Origin of the sequence: Legionella massiliensis (genome assembly GCF_000756815.1) — a bacterium.
Classification (GTDB): Bacteria; Pseudomonadota; Gammaproteobacteria; order Legionellales; family Legionellaceae; genus Tatlockia; species Tatlockia massiliensis.
Map to the genome: position 1 here is coordinate 596,528 of NZ_CCVW01000003.1, position 24,340 is coordinate 620,867.

The following is a 24,340-nucleotide window of genomic DNA, read 5'->3' on the forward strand; positions in this document are numbered from 1 at the left end:
CCTTCCTTATTAAGTGTGTTAAGATGGCAAATATTATGACAAAATAACGAACATTTAAAGATCTATGGGAAAACAACAAGTGGGTAATCAAGCAAGAAACCCTAAAAAAGGCCTGCCAAGTTTTTTAGTCAACCGTGTTAGCGAAGGGGTATTCATCTTTATTTCCGCCTGCGCCTTGTTTGTTTTGCTCTCTTTGAGTACTTATGAACTCAGCGATCCAAGCTGGTCACATGTCAGCAAAGCCAATAGCGAAATTGCCAATTCCGGGGGACAGGTTGGTGCCTATCTTGCAGATGCTCTCTATTTTTTATTTGGCTATTTGGCCTATCTCTTACCTCTTTGTGTAGCCTACGTTGCCTGGCAGATTCTAAAAGATCATCGAGCGCTTAAGCTCGTTAATAGACCGGCGATGTTTTTACGTGCCAGCGGTCTGGTTTTCCTAATGATTGGTGGTTGTGGCCTTCTCAGTCTGGAGCCACAAATTGCTGCAATCGACGCTTTTCACAGCGCTGGTGGGGTGCTCGGAAGTTTCGTTTCTGGTGGTTTTGAATACGCGATGAATATTCAAGGCTCAACCTTGCTCCTACTGGCGATATTCCTGGTTGGGGTAACCTTGCTAACTGGATTGTCCTGGGTTCATGCAACAGAAACTCTTGGTGGAGTTGCTTTATTCACTGTGACCAAGGTCTTGCGAACTGTACTAGCAAGTTCGCGTTTGATCAGGGCCAAAATTAAGCATTTCAGAGGTAAGGAACCAACGGTTGTCGCTGAGCGTTCTGAACCTAAGTTGCCAGCAATCAAGAAAGATAAAACAGAGCCAACTCTTGTCCCTGCCTTAGGTAATGAGCTGCATACTCTGAGTGCAATTTCACTCGCTGAATCAACGAATAAAGCGTCTGCTCTACCTATTCTTATCGCAGCAAAATCGCCTGTTAACGAGGCGATCAAAGAGGCGCCAAAAGTAATCGCAAAAGAGCTGCCCAAAGAGCCTGTGAAAGAGCTAGCCAAGGAAACACGCAGCGCCAAAGCGATGTCTATAGTTGCAGTTGGTTTGCCTAGTTTAGACTTGTTAGATAAGGGGCAGCCAGGAAAAGCAATGGGTGGATATACCCATCAGGAACTGGAAAGTGTATCCCGAGAGGTCGAGCAGCATCTACTCGATTTTGGTATTCAAGCAGACGTTGTAGCTGTGCATCCAGGGCCCGTTATTACTCGCTTTGAATTACAACTGGCTGCGGGAATAAAGGTGTCTAAATTGTCAGCCCTGGCCAAGGATTTGGCTCGTTCTCTATCGGTTACTTCGGTCAGGGTTGTGGAAGTTATCCCAGGTAAAACAGTGGTAGGGCTTGAGTTGCCTAACCAACATCGTGAAATGGTACGCTTATCGGAAGTGCTTACAGCAGACGTTTATCAACAAGCGCATTCGCCCCTGACTTTGGCTTTAGGTGTTGATATTGCTGGTCATCCGATGGTTGTTGATTTGGCAAAGATGCCTCATTTACTGGTTGCTGGAACAACAGGCTCAGGTAAATCAGTCGGTATTAATGCGATGATTTTAAGTCTGCTGTTCAAGTCGACGCCAGAGGAAGTACGCTTGATCATGGTTGATCCCAAGATGTTGGAACTATCGGTTTATGATGGCATTCCCCATCTTTTAACTCCTGTGGTTACTGATATGAAAGAAGCTGCATCGGCTCTGCGCTGGTGTGTAGGGGAGATGGAAAGACGTTACCGTTTGATGGCCGCAATGGGAGTTCGTAACCTGGCCGGTTTCAATGCGAAAATAACTGAAGCAGCGGCGAAAGGTGAACCCTTACACGATCCTTTATGGAAGCCTGTTGACTCGATGGACGAGACAGCACCTCTCCTACAAACCTTGCCTTATATCGTTGTTATGATCGATGAGCTTGCCGATATGATGATGGTTGTGGGTAAAAAAGTTGAACAGTTGATTGCGCGAATTGCCCAAAAAGCCCGTGCTGCAGGAATACATTTGATTCTTGCAACACAAAGACCTTCGGTTGATGTGTTAACTGGATTGATCAAATCGAATATCCCAACTCGCATGTCCTTCCAGGTGTCATCAAAAATTGACTCGCGAACCATCCTTGATCAGCAAGGGGCTGAGCAATTATTAGGCCATGGCGACATGCTATACTTGGCTCCAGGCAGTGGCGCACCTCTGCGGGTACATGGGGCTTTTGTTGACGATAAGGAAGTACATCGCATCGCGGACGATTGGCGTTCGCGAGGTGAGCCTGAATATATTGATGAAATTACGCAAATTCTAGGTGATGGGGCAGAAGGTGGTTCTGGTGATGAGGGACAAGATACAGAAGAAGCCGATCCCCTCTATGATCAGGCTGTTGAATTTGTGATTCAAACAAGAAAAGCCAGTATTTCAGCAGTTCAGCGTCGTTTAAAAGTTGGTTATAACCGTGCTGCACGGCTTGTGGAAGAAATGGAGCGCACTGGTGTTGTAGGGCCATTGGATGGTGGTTTTCGTGATGTGTTAGTAACTACTATAAGTGAGGATTAGGCGATGAAGCGTTTTGTTTCCCTTCTAGCATTGGTATTTGCAACTAATGCATTCTGTGACTCAGCCGGTGATGAGTTGCAAACCAGGCTTAATGCTATGCATTCGCTGACGGCTAATTTCAATCAGGTCGTTAAAACAAAACAAAAAGAAATTTCTCATTCCACTGGAACAATGGCGCTGGAACGTCCTGGTCGTTTTCGCTGGCAGACCAAGGACCCTATGGAGCAGCTCGTTGTTGCTGATGGTAAAAAGCTATGGGTTTATGATGTTGATTTGGAGCAAGTCACTGTTAAAAAGCAAGATGATGAGCTGAGTGGTACAGCTGCCTTGTTTTTAAGTGGTTATGATAATACTGTGACTCGTGACTTTGATGTTAGTGCAACGGGAACAGGTGCAGACCAAGCTTATGATTTACATTCAAAATCAGAGAAGGCTAATTTTCAACGATTGAAACTTATATTTAAAAACAATGTGTTAGCTGGTATTGAAATGTACGATCAGTTGGGGCAACACACGATTGTCAGTTTAACCAATGTAAAATCTAATCCGAAGGTTGCGGCCTCTTTGTTTCAATTTAAGCCCCCCAAAGGGACGGATGTTGTGCAGCAATGAGCTTGTTTGCTAGCCAGCCCCAAGCTCCCTTAGCCGAATTATTAAGGCCTAAGCATTGGGATCAGGTCGTTGGCCAAACTCATTTGCTCGCCCCTGGTAAACCCCTCAGACTAGCCTTTGAGTCAGGAAAACCCCACTCTATGATTCTCTGGGGACCGCCAGGCGTAGGTAAAACAACCTTAGCTCGTTTGAGTGCTGAGGCTTTTGATTGTGAATGGATAGCGCTTTCCGCTGTTTTTTCCGGGGTTAAGGATATTCGGGAAGCGGTTGAACAGGCAAAACAGTATTTATCCTTACAGCGACATACTCTGCTTTTCATTGATGAAATACACCGTTTCAATAAATCCCAGCAAGATGCCTTACTTCCCTTTACTGAATCGGGGCTAGTTACCTTTATTGGTGCAACAACGGAAAATCCTTCCTTTGAGGTGAACTCTGCTTTACTCTCCCGTGCCCAGGTTTATGTACTTAAACCGCTCACAGAAACAGAATTAAAACTATTGATAGCACGTGCTCAGGAAATGGTTTTGGCGCATCTGCGATTTGAGGAACAGGCTATCGAACATCTTGTCAGCTATGCCGATGGCGATGCCCGCCGTTTGTTTAATCTTCTGGAACAAATAAATACGGCCGCAAGGACGCAGGGCGTTGATCAAGTGACTGATACTTTAATTGTCAATGCCTTAAGCCCAAGCGGTCGTCGTTTTGATAAGGGTGGCGAAAACTTTTACGATCAAATCTCTGCCTTGCATAAATCCGTGCGTGGCTCGAATCCTGATGCCGCCCTCTATTGGCTATGTCGTATGCTTGATGGCGGCGTAGATCCGCATTATCTGGCACGCCGTATAGTGAGAATGTCCTGGGAAGATATAGGTCTGGCCGATCCACGTGCAATCCAGCTAGCTAACGATGCTGCATCAACCTTTGAGCGCTTAGGCACTCCTGAAGGTGAATTAGCTTTGGGGCAGGCTGTCATTTATCTGGCAGTAGCTCCCAAGAGCAATGCAGGTTATGTTGCTTTCAACAAGGCCATGGCCTTTGTAAAACAAGACAAATCACGCGAGGTTCCTGTCCATTTGCGCAATGCACCAACAAAACTAATGAAAGAACTGGGCTATGGCCACGCCTATCGCTATGCCCACGACGAGCCGAATGCTTATGCTGCCGGTGAAAAATATTTACCAGAGGGAATGAAAGAACCAGGCTGGTACGAGCCGGTGCCCAGAGGACTCGAGTCGAAGATTGCAGATAAGATGGCTTTTTTACGTCAATTAGATAAGGACGCAGAGAAAAATAAATAAAAAATGGACTTCGAATTGGTGATTCAGCTTTCGGAGCGAGAGAGTCCTATTACCAAATAACATTCATACAACAGCTTCACAATGCCTTACACTCAGCAACATCGACTCCAAGGTCAAACCAGGACCAAAGGCACAGCTAAAAATTCGTTTATTATCATCACTGTCCTTTTTAATATCATCCCAGATGCTCTTTAAAACAAACAAAACTGTTGCCGAGGACATATTGCCAAAATTACGTAGGGTTTCATAAGAGTAGTTATTTTTTTCTCGACTAATTTTTAAGGCTTCTTCACAGGCTTGCAATATTTTGACTCCGCCAGGATGGATAGCATAGATGTCGATTAGCTCAGGCGTTAATTTACCCTGGGCAATAAGCTTATGAAAAAAACTGGCTATGCCTGACTTAATTGCCTCAGGAACATAGGAGGTTAGCACCATATCGAAACCATGATTACCAATATGCCAAGCCATTTCTTTGGAGCTTTGTGGAAGAAGATCACAGTGGAAGTACTCTAGGCTAAAGTATTTGTTTTGCTCAGGATTCGCTTCAATCAGCACAGCAGCTGCGCCATCAGCAAAAATTGCATTGGCAATGAGGTTGTCCATGTCTTCTTTATGTTGCAAATGGATAGTGCATAATTCAACGCAGACAACCAAGGCCTTTGCTGCTGGATCAGCTTTGCAGATGGCATCAGCAGCTTTGATTCCATTAAAGGCTGCATAGCACCCCATAAAATGAATAGTTGTTCTTTTGACCGTAGAGTTAAGATTAAGTTTTTGAATAATTTCAATATCAATACCCGGGGCATACATGCCAGTGCAGCTGACAATAATGAGATGAGTAATTTGTTGTTTAGCAAAATTTTCTTTAGTTGCTAAGCAGGATTCGATAGCTGCCATAGCCAAGGGAAGGGCATTTTGCCGGTAAATTTCCATCCTTGTTGCAGTGCTTGGCGAAGTAGCTACCGAGTTCGGAATAAACGTAAATTGCTCTGTTGTTTCCTGATCATTCGCTAAAACACTATAGCGACTCTCTATGCCAGATGATTTATATATCGATTTGAGCAGTCTTTTCTTGGCTAGCCCTAGCTTTAACAACTGCCCTATAGTATTTGCGACAGTTTGCTGCTCATGTAAATGAGGGGGATTAGCTGTACCGATTGCTGTTATCGCTGTAATCATTAACGTCCTTGTAAAAGTTCATGCCAAATACAGACTTTCACCGTAGCAGTTTAGCTCTGTCACTGCTCCGTCATCCTGAGCGTAGCGAAGGATCTCCGGGATTAGCACTGTGCCTCATTCAGGAGATCCTTCGCTACGCTCAGGATGACGGAGTGTGGGGACTATCTTAGGTCCTCTCTTGTTTACCACAGCAAGAAGCGCTGATTTTATGGTAAATAAAGCTAATAAGAGGAGGGGTAAGGGAAAGTAAGATGATCCCATAAATGACTATCGAAAAGTTATCTTTGATTATGGGTAGGGAACCAAAGAAATAACCAAAACCCAAAAGACTGCCAATCCACAATAAAGCGCTACCAATGTTATAGAGAGTAAATTGAGAGATTCCCATATAACCTATTCCTGCAACGAAGGGGGCAAAGGTACGGATGATGGGAAGAAAACGCGCGAAAATTATCGTTTTACCACCATGCTTTTCATAGAAGCGGTGGGTATCTTCCAAATGCTTTTTATTCAGAAGCCAGGAGCGTTCGGCTTTAAAAACCTTAGGGCCAAGAAGTCTACCAATCTGATAATTAAGCTGGTTCCCCAAAATAGAGGCAATGATCAATAAAACGAGAAGACTTAGTATATTCAAAGGAGAATCTGTTTGGGCAGCTATACTACCGGCTACAAAGAGTAGCGAATCACCAGGGAGAAAGGGTGTGACGACTAAGCCTGTTTCGCAGAAAATAATGAGAAACAGTACTAGATAAGTCCAAGTGCCATAGCTGGCAACAAAATTAAGCAAATAAACATCGATATGTAAAATAAAATCCAATAAATGTTGCACGCTTTGCATAGGCTTCCCGTTTAGGCAATCAAAGACAAAATTGAAACATCCAGGGATAATACATGATTTGGTATTAATTAGTAGTATCATAACTGGCATTATAATTAAGACTAAAAGGATCTAATCATAATGTTTCTCGCAAGAAAGAAGTTAAAGTTCTTCATCCTCTTGATAGTGGCTTGCTTGTTAGCCTTGTCATATACCAAGTATTCCCAGAGTAAAAAACTAACGCAGATCAGGGAGTTAGAGAATTTTCTTGGTGGAAAAATGACAGTGACAGCGACTAATCTTGAGGCAAAACTGTTACCTCCTCCCTATGATTTTCTTCTCACCCAGCCGCTAATGACGATTGGCATGGAAAAATATTATCAACGAACTCCAGTGGTCCAGGCTGTTTCTATATTGAAAAATAATAAGACACAAACTTTTTCGCGGATTATTACTATGTTTATTGATAGCAATAAGACCAGAAATGATGCCAATTTAGCGCAAAAATCAAAAGAAGAGGTTGTTGTTGAATTGGCTTCGATAACCATGAATTTTGCAGCCTTGCCTGAGAATGTTAAAAACGCGGTGCTAACGACTAAGACCCCCTTCGGCAAGCTTCTGACAACAAATAATATCAGTACAAACGATGTCGACCGTCATTATTTTGCACTGAACTGTGATGCGGCACTAACGAGATATCTGCACTGTAAAATTGGCGCCCCGCTTTATGGGCGTACAAACACTATTGTTTCTAAAGACAGTGGGGAATGGCTCGCTCGAGTTGTAGAAATTTTATCGGGAACAGCTTGTAAGGATCAGGCCTGTCAAAATTTGTAGCGTCAAATTGCTGGCTATTTTTGATGCCCATTATAAGAAAACTGTAGGCTGGGATTGTTAGCCCAGCTTACAACCATTTTACATAACACATTGAAAATAGATGTATTTTAAATTTGGCCTACTTTTTGCTTTGCTCATGCCAACAAGTTAAGGCATCAATACTATGCAGGCTAATACAACTAAGAACAAAGACACTAAGCTTCAAGAGGATTTACCTCTAGGTGATATTCTATCCTGTCTACCCTGTGGTTTGGTTGTGCTCAATGCTCAGGGGCAGGTTCATTGGCTAAATTCCGCAGCGGAGCAATTACTGGGCGCTGAGTTAGAAGGGCAGCCCTGGCGGGAAATCATCCAGCGTGCTTTCGCACCCCGTGAAGATGATGGCCTTGAAGTATCTCTGGTTGATGGGCGCAGGGTTCAGGTCGCTATTTCATCCCTGGCCAGTTTACCCGGACAATTAGTCGTACTTACTGATATGACTGCTACTCGCGCTTATGAGCGAGATAGGGCGAATAAGGATCGCTTGGTTACAATAGGACGTATGACCGCGCAGTTGGCGCATCAGCTTAGAACACCTTTGTCCTCAGCTATTTTATATAGTGATCATTTAGCCAACCTGGTTTTTGATGACAAGCGATGTGAGCAATGGCTGGCTCGAATACAAAGCTGTCATGCTAGCATCGAAAAACAAATTCAGGATTTACTGCGCTTTGCCCGTGGTGAAAAGGTGGATCCAGTGTTAATTAGCATACAAGACTGGTGTGAACGGCTAAGAGAAAGGGCTTCGCCTTTAGTTGAGGCAGACTCAGCTCAATTGATTATTAAAAACCAGATCAGCGATAAGACAGAATACTCCTTATATGCTGAATCCTTGACTGGGGCCGTGTTAAATCTGATTATTAATGCTTTGCAAGCGCAAGCAAATTGCATTACCTTGGTTATTAAGCAAAACAAAGGATGTGGTTTGCAGTTGCAAATTAGTGACAATGGTGTTGGTATGTCAGATGAGGTGAAATCACAGGCTTTTGCCCCCTTCTTCACGACAAAGGCGCAGGGAACTGGATTGGGAATGGCTGTGGTTTATGCGGTAGTTAAAGCGCATGGTGGAGACGTTGAATTGGATTCAATACCAGGGCAGGGAAGTTGTATAACGATTAATCTACCATGATTATCCTTTTTTTAGGATAATGGTATTTTGCACAAAGGGTCGAGCTATGAGTGATGTATTAATTGTTGAAGATGATCCCGTTTTACGCGAGGCGCTCGCAGAGACTATGAGTCTTGCCGGGCACTCTTATTTGGCAGCAAAAGATGGCAAAGAAGCACTGGCTATGTTGGAACGACATAGTCCTGCTATCGTTTTAAGCGATATTCGCATGGACAAGATGGATGGTCAGCAGTTGCTCGCTGAAATTCAACGTCGTAATCCTGGCGTCCCTGTCATTCTAATGACAGCCCATGGCTCGGTTGAAGATGCCGTAGATGCGATGCGTCATGGTGCAGTTGATTACCTCCAGAAACCCTTCAGTGCTCATGCCTTAACCGAAAAAATTAATCGCTATATTAAGCCCGATCTAAGCGAAGATGACAGTCAGCCAGTTGCCCAAGATCCAAAAAGCCAGGCTTTACTTTCTATGGCCTTAAGAGTTGCCCAATCAGATGTGGGTGTCATGATTAGTGGTGAAAGTGGTACTGGTAAGGAAGTGTTGGCGCATTTCATTCATGATCACTCACCAAGACGCAACAATCCCTTTATCGCTATTAACTGCGCAGCAATACCTGAGCAGATGCTAGAGGCTACGCTCTTTGGCTATGAGAAGGGTGCATTCACCGGTGCTTACAAATCTACAGCAGGAAAATTTGAACAAGCCCAGGGCGGAACTTTGCTGCTTGATGAAGTGAGTGAGATGAGCCTGAGTTTGCAGGCTAAGTTATTACGAGTTTTGCAGGAAAAAGAAGTAGAACGCATTGGCGCCAATAAATTAATCAATCTTGATGTCCGTGTGCTGGCCACTTCAAATAGAAAATTGCTGGATGAAGTCAAGGCTGGCCGTTTTCGTGAAGACTTATTTTATCGTTTGAATGTATTCCCTCTACATTGGTTGCCTTTACGCGAAAGATCTTGCGATATTCTTCCTTTAGCGAATTATCTGATACGCCGCCATTGTCAGAATAACCAACCCCTGATACCTGCCCTAAGTGAGGCTGCGAAGAACGCTTTACTAGAATACAGCTGGCCGGGTAATGCACGTGAGTTGGACAACGTGGTGCAAAGGGCTTTGGTGTTACAAACAAACGGAGTTATCGAAGTCGCTGATCTACAGTTATCAGCTATGGCAGAAGACTATGAGGACGTTGAATCAAAAGATGAATCGAAAGCCGAGGTGCTGAGTGATAGTAAAAGTCTGCAAAATCATGAATTTGATTTGATTGAGAAAACCTTGAAAGCCCATCAGGGCAACAGGCAACGTGTTGCAGCGATCTTAGGCGTTAGTGAACGTACTTTACGCTATAAGTTAGCGAAAATGCGTGAAGAGGGCTACGTGGTTTAATAGGGCATTGTTGTGTAGATAGAATGATTTCTTCTCCCCGCCGGGGAGAAGGTGCGCGAAGGGCGGATGAGGGGCTCTTATATTTTGCGAGGGATAGCATGAGTGACGTTAATACAATTTCTCTGATGAACCAGATGCGTTTGATGTCAAGCAAAGCGGCTGGTTCAAGTGTCGAATTTGCTGGGGTTCAAGAGTCTTTCGGCGAGGTTTTTCAAAATGCGCTGAATGAAACGAACCAGTTGCAACAATCAGCAGATGCTCTAAAAGCCCGTTTTGAAGTGGGAGATAGCAACGTGGGTATTGGTGAGGTAATGATTCAGACACAAAAGGCAGATATCGCTTTTCAGGCAACTCTAAGTGTTAGAAATAAGTTGATTGCGGCCTATGAAGACATAATGAACATGTCTATTTAACGTCATCCAGAGTGAAGCGAAGGATCTCCTGAAAAACGCATTGTGCCACAATAGGGAGCTCCTTCGTTGCAAGCTCCTCAGGATGACGGAAGAAGTAGAAACTAAGGTAAATTGGAAATTATAAATACAGGAGTAAATCATGGCATTGGCTGACAATGCATCAACGGCTGCTGCGAAGTTTGCGAGTTTGTCTGTTCCCAGACAAGTTGGCTTGTTGTTTGGTTTGGCGGCAAGCGTTGCAATTGGCGTTGCTGTGGTTTTATGGTCGCGTGAACCAAATTATTTACCCTTGTATAGTGATGCAAATTCCCGTGATGCGGCTGAGGTGGTTAGCTTATTACAGCGCTCTAATATCCCTTTTAAGGTCGATAAAAATCAAGGAACGATACTAGTTGTTGCCGATGATATGCAAAATGCAAGGATGAAATTGGCAGCAGAAGGGCTACCCCGAGGCAATGGTGCTGGTTATGAATTATTTGCCGGTAATAATACCTTCAATACCAGTCAGTTTATGGAGAATGCACGTTATAAACAGGCCTTAGAGACCGAGCTTGCACGGACGATAAGCCAATTTCATGATATCAAATCAGCCAGAGTCCATTTGGCAATACCGCGTGAATCGGCCTTTGTGCGCGATAATCGTGAGCCAAGCGCCTCCGTATTTATCGATGTCTACTCTGGACTCGAGCTTAAAAAACAAACGATCGCCTCGATAATCAACTTAGTCGCCTCAAGTATCCCTAATCTTTCTGCCAGTCGGGTAACCGTTGTTGATCAGAATGGCCAACTATTAAGTGAGGGGGGTGGCCAGAATTTATTCACAAATACCGAACGCTTTATGGATTATCGCCAGAGTCTTGAACAGCAGTATGTCCAAAAAATTCAAGATATCCTGACTCCCTACCTAGGTTATGGGCGAGTAAAGGCAAGAGTATCTGCGGATATTGATTTCACCTCCTTTGAACAAACTCAAGAAACTTACAATCCTGAGTTACCCTCAGTGCGTAGTGAACAAAAAATGGAAGAAAAGCGTAGTGCGGGTAGCACGTCTTCTGGTGTTCCTGGGTCTTTATCAAATACGCCGCCGGCCAATGCAGCCTTACAACAGTCTAAGAACGCTCAGCCAGCAGCACCTAGAACTCAACAATTAGGTGCAACAAATAGCGATACTGAATCGAGTGATTATCGTACCCAATCTACTAAAAATTTCGAACTGGATAAAACAATTAGCCATACACAAAATCAACCAGGAACAATCAAACGTTTGACGGTTGCTGTGCTGGTTGACGATAAGCAGCTGATAGATCCAAAAACTAAGAAAAAGGTCTCTAAGCCCTTAACTGCTGCTGAGATTCAGCAATTAAAAATCTTGGTAGCAGACGCAATTGGCATCAATACCAGCCGCGGCGATAGTTTGAATGTCATCAATAGCCATTTTGTTAAACCGGATCGAATCCCTGACCTACCTGAGCTACATTTTTGGCAAAAGGATTGGTTTTGGTCGATAATTAAACAAGTGGCTGCTGCGATACTTGTCCTAAGCATTGTGTTTGGTCTATTAAAACCCTTGTTTAAAACTCTGGTAGGTGTCCCCGAAGAAAATGAAGAAGAAAAGCTCGGTGAACTGACTTATAAAGCTCAGGATATGTTGCCACATGCCAGTGATTATGAATCGCAATTAGCCTTATTGCGTCAGGTCGTTGATAAAGAGCCAAAACGAGTAGCCCAAGTAGTAAAAACCTGGGTAGAGCGGGGATAAGATATGGATGGAATTGAACGCGCTGCAATATTACTTCTGGGAATGGGTGAGAAAAATGCGGCAGAGGTGCTCAAGCATCTCGAACCGCGTCAGGTGCAAAAAGTAGGGATGGCAATCTCAACAATGAGCTCAGTCTCTAAAGCTAAAATGCAAGGTGTACTGGGCGAATTTTTAAATGCGATTGAAGATCAAACCAGTCTTACTGTAGATGCAGAAAATTATCTGCGCACCATCCTGATTAACGCCCTGGGCGAGGAAAATGCGATCCCCTTCATCGACAGGATTTTAGTCTCAGACAAAGACAGTGGCCTCAACCGCCTAAAATGGCTAGATGCTCGCCTAATTGCTGACGTTATTCGTAACGAACACCCACAAATCATCGCAACAATCCTGATTCATCTGGATAGTGAGCAGGCTGCTGAGGTTGTTGGTTATTTTTCAACTGAAAAACGCGCTGAGGTACTCTTGCGTATGTGCACTATTGATACCGTGAAACCGGAAGCAATCTCTGAACTGGGGCATGTGATTGAAAAGCAATTGAGTGGTCAGAAGGTAGGTAAAATTGCTTCTGTGGGCGGAATAAAGAGCGTTGCTGATGTTATTAACTTTCTCGAGGGCTCTGTCGAGTCCGATGTTTTGGATAAAATCCACCAATGGGACGAAGAGCTCTGCAATAAAATCAAAGATAAGATGTTCGTTTTTGAAAACCTAGTTGATATGGACAACCGTAGTGTGCAAACCCTGCTGCGCGATGTTTCGACTGAGCAGCTGATGCTTGCACTAAAAGGAACCACTGAGGTTGTCAAAGAAAAGATCTTTGGCAATATGTCAAAACGAGCTTCAGATCTATTACGCGACGATTTAGAAATGCAAGGGCCGGTAAAGGTGAGCGAGGTCGAAAAAGCCCAACGCGAAATTTTAGCCATTGCCAGAAGCCTTGCAGAAGAGGGCAAAATCGCTCTTGGTACCAAGGGCGGCGACGAAATGATTTAACCTAAAAGCGTAGATGACGGGATATAGGCTCGGCTGTTAAGCCGAAGATAGTTTTGTCATTCCCGCGAAGGCGGGAAACTATTTCTCACAAAGCACAGTGCCATTGTATGGATAGATTCCCGCCTTCGCGGCAATGACAAAGGCTCTTAACGTGACGGCTATGGGCTTAACAGACCAGTCTACGTTCTTACAATTCTAGGTTTAAGGACAGTAACGGGAAGACAATTTTCAACCTCTCTATGAGGAAAATGATTTAACCTAAAAGCGTAGATGACGGGATATAGGCTCGGCTGTTAAGCCCAAGATAGTTTTGTCATTCCCGCGAAGGCGGGAAACTATTTCTCACAAAGCACAGTGCCATTGTATGGATAGATTCCCGCTTTCGCGGCAATGACAAAGGCTCTTAACGTAACGGCTATGGGCTTAACAGACCAGTCTACGTTCTTACAATTCTAGGTTTAAGGACAGTAACGTGGAAGACAATTTTCAACCTCTCTATGAGGAAAAGGATAGCGAAGCCTTTAATATCTGGGATATCAAAGGTCCCGAACCTGAACCAGTTATTGAGGTAGACCCCCAAGAAGAGTTTGCTAAGGAATGCGAGCGTTTGCGTGAGGAAGCACGTAACACGGGGTATCAGGAAGGTTTAAAACAGGCAGCGGAGCATGTGCAAAGCAAACAACGTGAATTAGCGGCCTGCATTACGCTTTTACAGCAGCCAACAGTTTTGCTGGATAACGCCCTCACTCAAGAGATTATTAAAACCATCATCTGGATTTGTGAAGCCTGCATTGGCATTGAACTTTCAATCAATCCCGAGAAACTGACTATTTTGATGGAGCTAGTCAAACAGGAGTTGCCCTCGCTAAATGGTTATAAGCAGCTTGCCATGCATCCTGATGATGTTGATTTCATTATTAATGAGTTAAGTGAAATAAGGGAATCAGCCGCAACTTATTTCCTGGTTGCAGACCCTACATTAAAGCGTGGCGATTTTTATTTGAAAAATGAATATAGCGATTTGGACGGTCGTTTAAGCACGCGCCTGCAGAAGCTCTTTGAAACTTATTTACAAGATGAAGAAAGTCTCAATAATTTAGACGCTGCAGGCTCCTCATGAATGCTTATCAATCGCAACTTTTTAAAACCCTGGGGGCAATACGAAGCAAACCTGACTCAGGGATGGTTCGCTGTGGCCGAGTCAGCCGAGCTATCGGTTTAACCTTGGAGGCCAGAGGGTTTCATCAGGCCGTGGGTGCGCGCTGCTGGGTAAAAATCAACGATAAGGAACGAATTGAAGCCGAAGTGGTTGGTTTTGATAATGAGCAAGCCTATCTGATGTCGGTAGGCCATACCCAAGGAATTGCACCAGGCATGGTTATTATTCCAAGCGGCCGAGTTGCCCAGGTCGGTGTTGGCGATGCCTTACTAGGCAGAGTACTTAATGGAGCAGCAGAAACCATTGACGATGGCGAACTCTTAGAGCTTGATGAAACCTATCCCTTACTTAGCCAACCAGTTAACCCCCTAAAGCGCGCGGCAATTGATACGCCAATGGATGTTGGTATTCGAGCAATTAATGGCTTGCTCACCGTTGGTCGAGGACAGCGAATAGGGCTTTTTGCTGGTTCAGGCGTAGGAAAATCAGTACTCCTTAGCATGATGACTCGATTTACTGCTGCCGATCTGGTTGTTGTTGGTTTAATTGGTGAACGTGGTCGTGAGGTAAAAGAATTTATTGAGACAAACCTAGGAGAAGAAGGGCTAAAGCGTGCAGTGGTCGTTGCAGCACCCGCTGATGAAAGCCCCTTAATGCGCTTGCATGGTGCAATGGTAGCAACAAGCATTGCCGAGTACTTTCGCGATAAGGGTAGACATGTGCTCCTACTCATGGATTCGCTAACCCGTTTTGCTCAGGCTCAGCGTGAGATCGCCTTATCGATAGGCGAACCACCAGCAACAAAGGGCTATCCACCCTCTGTTTTTGCCAAACTACCCCAGCTCGTGGAGCGTGCAGGTAATGGCAAACCAGGGAGTGGTTCTATTACAGCTTTTTATACTGTACTCACAGAAGGTGATGATCAACAGGATCCAATTGCAGACGCTGCCCGCGCTATTCTTGACGGTCATATTGTTTTAAACCGAGAATTGGCTGAATCAGGCCAGTTTCCGGCAATAGACCTTGAGGCATCAATCAGCCGTGTCATGCCTGCTATTGTTTCTGAAGAACAAATGCGGAAAATGCTTTTGATAAAAAAATACCTGTCAATTTACGAGAAAAATAAAGATTTAGTGTTGCTCGGCGCCTATAACAAAGGCAATGATAAATTCTTAGATAAAGCGATCGCTAGCCGAGAAAAAATCAGGGAATATATTGCCCAGGGCATGGATGAAAAGGTTGATTTTGCCAATAGTATTGGCTTGTTAAATCAATTAGCCAGTACCTTGGAATAGAAGTATTGGGCTTTTCGGAGTTTATAGTATGTGTACTACGTCATCCCGAGCGCCAAACCCCTTTGGGGCAAACATCGATAAAGACCCCGTCATCCCGAACATAGTGAGGGATCTCCGGGATTAGCACGGTGCTACACTCAGGAGATGTCTCTCTACGTTCGACATGACGTAGGCTTTTAGGAGAATTTATGAAAGGACGCATTAACCGTTTACAACAGCTTTTAACGCTCAAAGAGCAAAGTACCCGAGCAGCTGCTCAGGATCTCGCTCAGGCACGCGAGCAATTCACAGCTGGCAAGGCACATCATAATCAGCTTCTTGGTTATCGCCAGGACTATTTGCAACAGCTGAATCAAATTGGCGATGCGGGTTGCACGGTTGGTGATGTACGCAATCGAATCAATTTTATCGGACAACTAGATCATGCCCTGTCTCATCTGAACCAGCAGTTAGGTCAGTTAGCCAAGCAAAGGGCGCATTATGAATCGCTCTATCTACGTGCAAAATCTGAACAAGATGTAGTGCAGCGTCTGCTTGAACGAGTCGAAAAGCAGGAGAATATAAGAAAAGAGCGTATAGAACAAAAAGAAAGTGATGAGTACGCGCAAAAGCAATGGTATAGTAAAAAATCTGTCAATAATGTGACAAAAAGCGAGTGACTAAATTTTTTAAACGGTGCTGGTTAATCCTGGCATTTTTGATTATTACAGCAGCAGTTATTTCAAGTCTCTTTCGTGCACTGACTCCTTGGGCGAAACAATACAAGACTGAGGTAGAACAACATTTATCTCGGCTTTTGGGCGAGACTGTGACCATTGATACTATGGAAACAGGATGGTATTGGTTTGAGCCTGTTATTAAACTAAATCAAATCAGCATCTGGGATGGTAAGCAGGAGCCTGTAAAATTATCCAAGCTTTTAATTGGCATAAATGTATTTAGCTCAATCTGCCATTGGCAAATTCAGCCAGGTGTTCTATTGATTGAAGATTTACACTTAGGTATTCATCAAGGAAAGGACTCTTGGCAAATTAATGGTCTTGGTGAACTCAAAAGTCTGAAGTTCACCTGGGATCTAGAGACTTTCAAACCAGCCCTGATTTGGATTTTCACACAGCAAAAAATTATCATTAAAAATCTTTCAGCCCAGGTCTATATGCTGGATGGCGCGCTTATTCCACTTTCCGAGCTTAATCTCACGATTGCAAACCGCTCAGGACACTATCACATTAAGGGAAGAGGCGTGCTTACACAAACTACAGCAACCAATTTTCAATTACTCGCTGATCTGGCCTTAAATCCCTATGCCCTGAATAAGGCAACTGGACAGGTCTTTTTTTCGGTACAACATCTGCTCCCTGCACAATGGCAGGGATTTACTCCAGAAGGCCGTTTTCAACTATTAGGCGGTAAGGGTAATTTGCAGCTTTGGGCAGATATAGCAAAGGGTCATACTCGTAATATTCAGGCAAGAGTAAATTTCCATCATTTGGCCTGGACGGATAAACAAACTGAAAAAACTCAATTAATTCAAACTATTAAAGCAAATTTAGCTTGGAAGCCAAATAAGGAAGGATGGCAATTAGACGCTGATCAGGTGCATTTGCGTCTAAGTGAAGCTCGTTGGCCAGAAAACAGCTTTATGCTGCGTTATCAAAGCAAGACCCAGAGTTATTTTGCTTTTGTTAAAAATCTCCAGCTTGAATCCATACTGAACACCTCCATCACCTGGCCAGAAAAAATGAAGCCAATTTTGGCGGTAAAACCCCAGGGCCAGCTTCATGATACTCAGGTTCAATTTACAACGCAGGGGATAGATTCTGTCCTTAGCCGTTTTTCCGATCTGGGCTGGCAGCCACTGGATTCACAGCCTGGCGTGACTAATCTATCAGGAGTGTTGCATTGGCAGCCAAACCAGGGACAGTTAGAGCTGGCGAGTGACAATGCGGTAATCACTCTAAAACAGCAAAAGCCTATTAGCCTATCCGTGGTCGATGTAGTCTTTGATTGGCAAAAGTTAAGTGATGGCTTACGTTTGAATATCGATCGTTTTGTTATTAATCATTCTAATCTTTTGCTAAGTGCAAGGGCTGTAGTCGATAAAATTACAGAGGATTCCTCAGGAGAAATTAATCTAAGGGCAGAATTTTCCGCAAACGAAGCCCAGCATTTGCTGCCTTATATTCCAGGAAAACATTTAAAGAAGAAATTAGATGCTTGGCTTAAGCACGACGTTAAGCGTATTGAGGAGCTCAGCGGAACCCTGGTTGTAAATGGTGCTTTGGCTGATTTTCCCTACGATAAACAACCCGGTGAATTCTCAATTAATAGCCATTTTAAAGGGCTCGATCTGATTTTTGCGCGTAATTGGTCGTTAAGCAAAGATTTAGAGGGTAATTTGCGCGTTAATAAGCGTAACTTAGATATGGATATTGTCCATGCTAATTTGCAAGGTATCATCATTAATAAGGCGAAATTAGGGATTGATGATATTGGATTGGATAAAGAAGTTCTCTTACTACGCACCCAAGTTGCAGCTAAGTCTGACAAGGCCTTAGCCTATATCATGTCTTCGCCCTTGCATAAAAAGTTATCTGCCCTAAGCATGCTGAGAATGCAGGGGCTGCTTGATCTTCACTTGCAGTTGGAGGCTCCTCTCTATCCGCAGAATGATACGATCCTAGCGCTAGGCGAAATTAAGTTTAAAAACGATAAGATTAATGTACACCATAGTATGGATGACATCGAATTGACCCAGCTAAGTGGTAGCTTGCAATTTAATGAGACAGGTATTTTAAGTTCCAATTTAAAAACAAAGATACTCGAGTGCCCAACTAATCTGGCTATTCGTTCAGTCCATGAGCAAATTCCTTATACGGAAGTAAAACTCTCTGGTTCAGCAAAGGCAGGTGTCTTAAACAAAAAACTCAACTTACCCATCTTTGCTTTGTTGCATGGTTCTTTGCAGATGAACTCTACGCTTAAATTCACAGATGATCCCAATGATTTGGATCATCTTCGAGTACAGACAAGTTTAGACGGACTTGCTATTGATTTACCGCCACCGCTTGGTAAGCCTGCTGAGATAAAGGCGCCATTAACCGTAGATATTGATTTTAACCCTGAAAAAGCAGTGCGCTTACGCTTTAATTATGATAATCGCCTAAGCACTGATTTATGGTTTTCTCGTCCGAAAAAAGAGTTTCAGCTACAAAAAGGTGAGATACGTATTGGTAACGTTAAGGCAGGCAAACAAAATGAGCAAGGCTTAAGCATTATAGGATCCTTGCCTTCCTTTGATTTACAGCAATGGCTTGATGCCAAAGCAAAATTACCGCAGGTCAATGAGCAAAGTCTTTTAATGAAAAGTTTAAATCGGGTTGACCTTAGGCTTCAGAACGCCAAAATTTGGAGGGAAGAATACAAGGAGTTGCTAATTAATGCTGCGAAATTGACTGGAGATAATTGGGCTATACAGTTAAATCAGGCTAACCTAATGGCAAAGTTGCGTTATAAGCCTGATTCAAACACACTAACAGGGCAGATTGATAAATTGCGCATTGAGACTAAAGCGGATAAATCTAAGGAAATAAAAAATTCCGCCTTGAAACCGACAGACATACCCAATCTTGATTTGCACATTGCTTCCTTCCAATGGGGAGAGGTTGAGGTCGGTGACGTCAGTTTAAAAACAAGATCAACAGAGAAACTCTGGCGGCTTGAGCACTGCAAAATAAATACTCCTTCCTATGTTTTGGCCGCAAAGGGGACATGGAAACAAGATGGCAAGTTAAACGACACGCAACTAACGGCAGATTTAACAATTAGTGATTTGGCGGCTAGTTTAGCGCGCTGGAAAATTAGTCCTGCTGTTGAAGCAAAGGAAGGGGTTATACAATTCCAGGGTGGATGGCCTGGGGCAATACCAGATTTCCAGCTAGCTAAGGTTAGCGGCCAGGTTAGCATGGACTTCAGGAACGGCCGTATCACTAACCTGAGTACTGAGACTGAAGAAAAATTAGGCCTAGGCAAGTTATTAAGCATCCTTAGCCTGCAAACAATTCCCAGACGCCTGAAATTAGATTTTAGTGACCTATCCCATGCTGGTTATAGTTTCGATAAGTTCCAGGGAAATTTTGATATTCATAATGGTATTATGACTACCCAAGATAGTTATATTGACGGCCCTGTAGCCTATGCCGGCATGAAGGGAAATCTGGATATTGCCAAGCAGAATTATGATGTGGATTTAAAAATTTCACCGCATATCACCGCAAGCTTACCCATTGTTGCAACTATCGCAGGCGGACCTATCGTTGGATTTGCCACTTGGGTTGCTTCTAAAATTATCAATCAAGGTATGCAAAAAATTAGCGGTTATACCTATAAAGTTACTGGACCCTGGAAGCAACCCTTGGTAGAACAGGTAAGTATTATTAAAAAACGTAAGGTGCCTCTGCGGGCTTAGGGCTACTGCGGTTAAAGGTTAGACCCGTTCGGGCTGAGTTGCTCAGTCCGAGCTGATAGCTAATAAAAACTAATAAGGAAATATTATGTGGGAGACGCTACTCAAGCGTTATTGGATGGTCGCTCTCTTGAAGGAGAGCCCTGAGAACACACCCTATTCGCCATTTTTAATGGTCATGGTCGCTTTTTTATTTTTTATATTAATTCTATTTCAATGGTATCTGGCAGATCTGAGGCAACAATTTAATTTAGCTATTTCCATTTTGGCAGCCTTGACTTTGCTTTGTTCTTATTTTGTCTATACCTTTGTCATCTTAAAAATTTATCGCAAAGCAGGTAGGGCTTTACAAACCTTGACCTCCCTCTTGGCAAGTCACCTGATTGTCCATTTTTTTGCATTTCCCTTATTATTAGCGACGCCTTTATTGATTAACTCCGATTTAAATCAGGGGATTCTGCTATTTATTGGTATTGTCTATTTGGTTTTAACCTTGATCCTAACCTTTTGGCAATTTATGGTAACAATCCATATTTATAAACAGGCGCTGGAATTGGATTATCTCAGTGCTATCCTAGCAAGCTTTGGATTATTGGCTTGTAATATTTTAACTGTTTCATTTTGGCAATGAGAGCAATTATGCATTTACATATCTTAGGTATTGGTGGGACTTTCATGAGCGCGTTGGCCTTGTTGGCCAGAGAGGCAGGCTTCAAAGTAACAGGCTGCGATGCAAATTGCTATCCGCCTGTCAGTGATCTCTTGCAAGCCAAGGGCATTGAATGGGTTGAGGGTTATGAACATAGTGAACTAGCTTTAGGAGCTGACCTGGTAATAGTCGGTAATGCAATTAAGCGCGGTATGCCAGTGCTTGAGGCCGTGCTCAATGCAGGTAAAAATTATGTTTCTGGTCCGCAATGGTTGGCCGAAAATATTTTGCCTCGCTATCGGGTACTGGCTGTTTCAGGAACTCATGGAAAAACGACAACAACCTCGATGCTGGCTTTCATCCTGCATCAAGCAGGCAAGCAGCCAGGGTTTCTTATCGGTGGAGTCGCGCCAAATTTTAATACCAGCGCATCACTGGGGCAGGGTGAATGGTTTGTTATTGAAGCGGATGAATATGACTCAGCCTTTTTTGATAAAAGACCAAAGCTGATGCATTATCGCCCAGAGGTCGCTATTTTAAATAATCTTGAGTTTGATCATGCCGATATTTATGAAAATCTCGCAGCAATTAAACAACAGTTCCATTACTATTTAAAAACCATTCCAGGCAAAGGATTAGTCATTAAGCCACGTGATGATGCCGCGCTTAATGAAGTGCTTAGCCGAGGCCTTTTCTCCGAATTGAATGAATTAGCCTTTGAGGGCGAAGCAAGCTGGCGAGCTGAATTACTAGATGAAAGTGGACGTTCTTTCAGAGTTTGGCATCAAGGAAAGGCTGTTGCAGAAGTTAATTGGCCTTTAATCGGACAGTTTAATGTTGAAAATGGCCTGGCAGCTCTGGCCGCAAGTTATCGTGCGGGAGTGGACATTGAGGTGGCAGCCAGTGCTTTAGCGGAGTTTAAACCGGTTAAACGGCGTCTGGAGGTTAAATCAAATCGGCATGACATCACTGTTTATGATGATTTTGCCCATCATCCAACAGCAATAACCAAAACGATTAATGCCTTGAAACAAAGCGGACGGCATAAACGCATTTTAGCTGTACTCGAATTCGCTTCTTATACAATGAAGACTGGTGTCCATGGCTCTGCAATAGCTGAAGCCATTGCACCGGTGGATGCGGCCTATGTATTGAATCCAGAGCAATTTGATCTCAGCAAACTCGCAAAGGATTGGACCTGCCCATATCAGCTATTGCCAACCACTAATGCAATCGTCGATGCCCTTGCTGAAATGGTGCAACCTGGTGATGCGGTGTTGATCATGTCTAATCGAGGATTTGGAAATATTTATCAATTATTAGTTGAAAGGATTGATTCACTTTTCAACAAATAATAGATAAGCAGACACATCTTGCAAAATCTTTGGCAGATTGTTATAAAAATAGATGCTCCCTTCTTTCTTTGCTCGCAATGACTTCAAAAAGAGATGTCATTGCGAACAAAATGAAGCAATCTCTAACGAAGCTGCAATGGGATTGCTTCGCTATGCTCGCAATGACGCGCAGCAGGCGGAAGGGGATACCTCAGAGCTCACTGCCATTAAGTTAAGGAAGGTTTTGTCATTCCCGCGAAGGCGGGAAACTATTTCTAGCTAAGCACAGTGCCAATGTAGAGATGGTTTCCCGCCTTCGCGGGAATGACAAATGCCCTTAACTTAGTGGCAGTGACCTCAGAGCTTAGGGGAGGGATTCCATGCCAGAGTTTGCCGAATTGCAAGATAGTGCAAAAGATTTTTCTCGACGATTAATCAGAGCTTATGCCCACCAATATTCAGCAGGTGCTTTCTTTTCGACCTGTATTGCTTTCGCTCCAAACACCCAACTGATTAGTTATGCCAATTTGATTGAAGAGATTGCTAACGGCATAAATTTTTATTTGCCAGCTAATATTGAAACTAAAAAATTGGTACTGACAGGTATTTTTGTCCATCTCTGGTATCAATATAACAGCAATTTGCAATGGTTTCTGAATAGTCCCTTAATCAAATTGCTACAAGAATGCCTCTGTATTAATTCCTTAGCTGAAATTGATAAAACAACCTATAGGGAATGCCTTAACGCATTAATTAATTTTTGTTCTTGGGTTAATGACAACCAAGCTTTTATTGAAATACAACCGATTTATGATGCTATGCCAGCTGAGATGCAAGGGAATCTTAATTCGCAGCGCTATGCACCATTTCCGGAAGACTTTTGTTTGACGAGTACTTTGTCGGAATTAATAGTTATAAAAAGTCCATTTTAAGGAGAGGCTATGGGGGGATATATATCACCGCTTTACAGGGAGTTACAGGAAGAAACAAGCAAGTTGGAAAAAGAATTTAATCGTTATGCCAAAAGCTATATCTTTCCTGCACACGAGCAGTTAATAGCTTATACAGAATCAGAAATTAAGGCTTTATATCATAAAAAAGTAGAGTCTAAATCAAACTCTAATTGGCTTTTTTCCGCCGCAGCTGATCCAACACGTCTCGATCAGATAGCCTTTATCACTAAGTTGCGAAATGACTTAAACAATGATCTGAGTTCTAATGATAGTGTCAGACGAAAGAAAGCAGAACGTACTTTATTCGGAGCGGTACTGCATCGTCATCTTCGGCTTAGGGTGAGTTATGAAGAGGGGCTAGTAGGCTATGTCAGCAGCTATGTGACGAATATAAATTACTGTGCCTTGAATAATGCGCTCGTCGAATTATTTGATCTTGGCAGTCTTGATGACTACACCATTTATACCTGTTGCTCTGCGGCCTGGGGGTATTTACAACAGGAGTCCTCGAAGAACAGATATGCTTATATCAATAAGAAGAATGATTTTTTTGACAATTTTGAAGATATTATTACTAAGGCGGAGCCAAAGGCTGCACCTATTAAAGCTCAGATAGATTCTATTTATTTTATTCAATCAATGGCAAAAACCCTGGCTGAATCAGATGATGAAATAGTCGATAAATGTTTTGAGCCCCTAGAAAGACTGGTGACCTCTAAACTTCAAGCCATTAAACAAGGCGATTGTTATTTGACCAGAAATGACATACTTGCTTGTTTAAAGGAAATCAATGCCAGTCAACGTACCTATAAGGTGTTTGCAGATTTGCTGCCAGAACGCTTCATTATTAGCAAAAATGGAGATGCCTATAGTCCTGGTAAAGATGGTGAAATGGAAAATGATGGCAATTTTATCGATGCGATCACTAAGCTGCTAATTGCCCAAAGTAAATATACCCTGATTGGGGCTTATCTCTTTTGTCTGAGTCAATGCACGCTGGAGATGCCTCATCTTGACAGTGCGATTCGCAACGCAATCAAAGAGTCTTCTACTAATGTCTTGGATATCCAAACCTATAATAGTGCTTTTGAACAGCTTAAAAAGTTTATGGATAGAGAAGCAACCGCTGATGTTGATTTTTCAGCTTGGCAGACTAAAGAAAAGCAGGGTCAAGAAAAAATGATTCGTAAGCTGATGGATGTTAAGGACGAATATGCGAAGAAACCAATCAGTCAGGAGGGTGATTCGATACAGTTTGTTGTGGTTTAATCTATAAGTATGGAGATGTAGCAGTGGGTAAACACCTTGTCATCCTGAGCTCCCAAAGACGTACGTCATGTCGAGCGCAGAGAGACATCTCCTGAGTGTAGCACTGTGCTAATCCCGGAGATCCCTCACTATGTTCGGGATGACGAGGTCTTTATCGATGTTTGCCCCAAAGGGCTGGGGCGCTCAGGATGACTTGGTGACGGGGGTGAGA

19 protein-coding genes are annotated in these 24,340 nt (G+C 43.3%); 17 read left to right on the plus strand and 2 right to left on the minus strand.

All coding sequences use genetic code 11. From position 1 onward, the window contains the following. Nucleotides 1-64 precede the first annotated feature (64 nt). Genes BN1094_RS14065 through BN1094_RS14075 form a run of 3 tightly spaced genes read left to right on the plus strand, consistent with a single transcriptional unit; the run spans nucleotide 65 to nucleotide 4,452 of the window. Nucleotides 65-2,539: a DNA translocase FtsK gene (locus BN1094_RS14065; protein WP_044011718.1), complete on the plus strand. Its 2,475-nt coding sequence runs from the start codon at nucleotides 65-67 to the stop codon at nucleotides 2,537-2,539. Between the two features lie 3 nt (nucleotides 2,540-2,542). Next, nucleotides 2,543-3,151, plus strand: coding sequence for an outer membrane lipoprotein periplasmic chaperone LolA (gene lolA / locus BN1094_RS14070; protein WP_044011719.1), 609 nt, complete (start codon nucleotides 2,543-2,545; stop codon nucleotides 3,149-3,151). Next, nucleotides 3,148-4,452 carry a replication-associated recombination protein A gene (locus tag BN1094_RS14075; protein WP_044011720.1) on the plus strand — a complete coding sequence of 435 codons (1,305 nt, stop codon included), beginning with the start codon at nucleotides 3,148-3,150 and terminating at the stop codon, nucleotides 4,450-4,452. Before lolA ends, BN1094_RS14075 begins: the two co-directional genes overlap by 4 nt. Before the next feature lie 63 nt (nucleotides 4,453-4,515). Here BN1094_RS14075 and BN1094_RS14080 read toward each other — a convergent pair whose 3' ends face one another. Next, nucleotides 4,516-5,634, minus strand: a complete 1,119-nt coding sequence (locus tag BN1094_RS14080) for a type III polyketide synthase (protein ID WP_044011721.1) — start codon at nucleotides 5,632-5,634, stop codon at nucleotides 4,516-4,518. A gap of 166 nt (nucleotides 5,635-5,800) precedes the next feature. Next, entirely contained in the window at nucleotides 5,801-6,472 is a 672-nt protein-coding gene (locus BN1094_RS14085) for a DedA family protein (RefSeq protein ID WP_044011722.1), read from the minus strand. A gap of 120 nt (nucleotides 6,473-6,592) precedes the next feature. Between BN1094_RS14085 and BN1094_RS14090 the strand changes: the two genes are divergently transcribed. From BN1094_RS14090 to BN1094_RS14155, 14 genes are all read left to right on the plus strand, one after another. Continuing rightward, nucleotides 6,593-7,288, plus strand: a complete 696-nt coding sequence (locus BN1094_RS14090) for a hypothetical protein (RefSeq protein WP_044011723.1) — start codon at nucleotides 6,593-6,595, stop codon at nucleotides 7,286-7,288. 163 nt (nucleotides 7,289-7,451) lie between these two features. Beyond that, nucleotides 7,452-8,456 (plus strand): sensor histidine kinase, encoded by a 1,005-nt coding sequence (locus BN1094_RS14095; RefSeq protein WP_044011724.1) that lies wholly within the window; start codon nucleotides 7,452-7,454, stop codon nucleotides 8,454-8,456. Nucleotides 8,457-8,502: 46 nt separating this feature from the next. After that, nucleotides 8,503-9,840, plus strand: coding sequence for a sigma-54-dependent transcriptional regulator (locus BN1094_RS14100; RefSeq protein ID WP_044011725.1), 1,338 nt, complete (start codon nucleotides 8,503-8,505; stop codon nucleotides 9,838-9,840). A 98-nt stretch (nucleotides 9,841-9,938) separates the two neighbouring features. Next, nucleotides 9,939-10,253, plus strand: a complete 315-nt coding sequence (gene fliE / locus BN1094_RS14105) for a flagellar hook-basal body complex protein FliE (protein WP_044011726.1) — start codon at nucleotides 9,939-9,941, stop codon at nucleotides 10,251-10,253. A 139-nt stretch (nucleotides 10,254-10,392) separates the two neighbouring features. Continuing rightward, nucleotides 10,393-12,012: a flagellar basal-body MS-ring/collar protein FliF gene (fliF, locus tag BN1094_RS14110; RefSeq protein WP_044011727.1), complete on the plus strand. Its 1,620-nt coding sequence runs from the start codon at nucleotides 10,393-10,395 to the stop codon at nucleotides 12,010-12,012. A gap of 3 nt (nucleotides 12,013-12,015) precedes the next feature. Continuing rightward, complete coding sequence (fliG, locus tag BN1094_RS14115) at nucleotides 12,016-13,005, plus strand: flagellar motor switch protein FliG (protein WP_044011728.1); 990 nt, start codon at nucleotides 12,016-12,018, stop codon at nucleotides 13,003-13,005. A 472-nt stretch (nucleotides 13,006-13,477) separates the two neighbouring features. After that, nucleotides 13,478-14,125, plus strand: a complete 648-nt coding sequence (locus tag BN1094_RS14120; RefSeq protein ID WP_044011729.1) for a FliH/SctL family protein — start codon at nucleotides 13,478-13,480, stop codon at nucleotides 14,123-14,125. Beyond that, nucleotides 14,122-15,459, plus strand: a complete 1,338-nt coding sequence (fliI, locus tag BN1094_RS14125) for a flagellar protein export ATPase FliI (RefSeq protein WP_044011730.1) — start codon at nucleotides 14,122-14,124, stop codon at nucleotides 15,457-15,459. Before BN1094_RS14120 ends, fliI begins: the two co-directional genes overlap by 4 nt. A 188-nt stretch (nucleotides 15,460-15,647) precedes the next feature. Beyond that, complete coding sequence (gene fliJ / locus BN1094_RS14130; RefSeq protein ID WP_044011731.1) at nucleotides 15,648-16,118, plus strand: flagellar export protein FliJ; 471 nt, start codon at nucleotides 15,648-15,650, stop codon at nucleotides 16,116-16,118. Then, the gene (locus tag BN1094_RS14135; RefSeq protein ID WP_044011732.1) at nucleotides 16,115-19,927 is read left to right on the plus strand and encodes a YhdP family protein; all 3,813 of its coding nucleotides are present in this window, start codon (nucleotides 16,115-16,117) and stop codon (nucleotides 19,925-19,927) included. The genes fliJ and BN1094_RS14135 overlap by 4 nt, the downstream gene beginning before the upstream one ends. A gap of 85 nt (nucleotides 19,928-20,012) precedes the next feature. After that, nucleotides 20,013-20,555, plus strand: coding sequence for a hypothetical protein (locus BN1094_RS14140; protein WP_044011733.1), 543 nt, complete (start codon nucleotides 20,013-20,015; stop codon nucleotides 20,553-20,555). 8 nt (nucleotides 20,556-20,563) lie between these two features. Beyond that, nucleotides 20,564-21,928, plus strand: a complete 1,365-nt coding sequence (gene mpl / locus BN1094_RS14145) for a UDP-N-acetylmuramate:L-alanyl-gamma-D-glutamyl-meso-diaminopimelate ligase (RefSeq protein ID WP_044011734.1) — start codon at nucleotides 20,564-20,566, stop codon at nucleotides 21,926-21,928. Between the two features lie 359 nt (nucleotides 21,929-22,287). Continuing rightward, nucleotides 22,288-22,839, plus strand: coding sequence for a hypothetical protein (locus BN1094_RS14150; protein ID WP_044011735.1), 552 nt, complete (start codon nucleotides 22,288-22,290; stop codon nucleotides 22,837-22,839). A gap of 9 nt (nucleotides 22,840-22,848) precedes the next feature. Further along, nucleotides 22,849-24,129, plus strand: a complete 1,281-nt coding sequence (locus BN1094_RS14155) for a hypothetical protein (RefSeq protein WP_044011736.1) — start codon at nucleotides 22,849-22,851, stop codon at nucleotides 24,127-24,129. The last annotated feature ends 211 nt before the right edge of the window (nucleotides 24,130-24,340 follow it).

Bases quoted from the DNA above. Each gene is read 5' to 3' on its own strand.
- BN1094_RS14065 (WP_044011718.1), top strand. From the start codon at position 65: ATGGGAAAACAACAAGTGGGTAATCAAGCAAGAAACCCTAAAAAAGGC.
- lolA (WP_044011719.1), top strand. From the start codon at position 2,543: ATGAAGCGTTTTGTTTCCCTTCTAGCATTGGTATTTGCAACTAATGCA.
- BN1094_RS14075 (WP_044011720.1), top strand. From the start codon at position 3,148: ATGAGCTTGTTTGCTAGCCAGCCCCAAGCTCCCTTAGCCGAATTATTA.
- BN1094_RS14080 (WP_044011721.1), bottom strand. From the start codon at position 5,634: ATGATTACAGCGATAACAGCAATCGGTACAGCTAATCCCCCTCATTTA.
- BN1094_RS14085 (WP_044011722.1), bottom strand. From the start codon at position 6,472: ATGCAAAGCGTGCAACATTTATTGGATTTTATTTTACATATCGATGTT.
- BN1094_RS14090 (WP_044011723.1), top strand. From the start codon at position 6,593: ATGTTTCTCGCAAGAAAGAAGTTAAAGTTCTTCATCCTCTTGATAGTG.
- BN1094_RS14095 (WP_044011724.1), top strand. From the start codon at position 7,452: ATGCAGGCTAATACAACTAAGAACAAAGACACTAAGCTTCAAGAGGAT.
- BN1094_RS14100 (WP_044011725.1), top strand. From the start codon at position 8,503: ATGAGTGATGTATTAATTGTTGAAGATGATCCCGTTTTACGCGAGGCG.
- fliE (WP_044011726.1), top strand. From the start codon at position 9,939: ATGAGTGACGTTAATACAATTTCTCTGATGAACCAGATGCGTTTGATG.
- fliF (WP_044011727.1), top strand. From the start codon at position 10,393: ATGGCATTGGCTGACAATGCATCAACGGCTGCTGCGAAGTTTGCGAGT.
- fliG (WP_044011728.1), top strand. From the start codon at position 12,016: ATGGATGGAATTGAACGCGCTGCAATATTACTTCTGGGAATGGGTGAG.
- fliI (WP_044011730.1), top strand. From the start codon at position 14,122: ATGAATGCTTATCAATCGCAACTTTTTAAAACCCTGGGGGCAATACGA.
- fliJ (WP_044011731.1), top strand. From the start codon at position 15,648: ATGAAAGGACGCATTAACCGTTTACAACAGCTTTTAACGCTCAAAGAG.
- BN1094_RS14140 (WP_044011733.1), top strand. From the start codon at position 20,013: ATGTGGGAGACGCTACTCAAGCGTTATTGGATGGTCGCTCTCTTGAAG.
- mpl (WP_044011734.1), top strand. From the start codon at position 20,564: ATGCATTTACATATCTTAGGTATTGGTGGGACTTTCATGAGCGCGTTG.
- BN1094_RS14150 (WP_044011735.1), top strand. From the start codon at position 22,288: ATGCCAGAGTTTGCCGAATTGCAAGATAGTGCAAAAGATTTTTCTCGA.
- BN1094_RS14155 (WP_044011736.1), top strand. From the start codon at position 22,849: ATGGGGGGATATATATCACCGCTTTACAGGGAGTTACAGGAAGAAACA.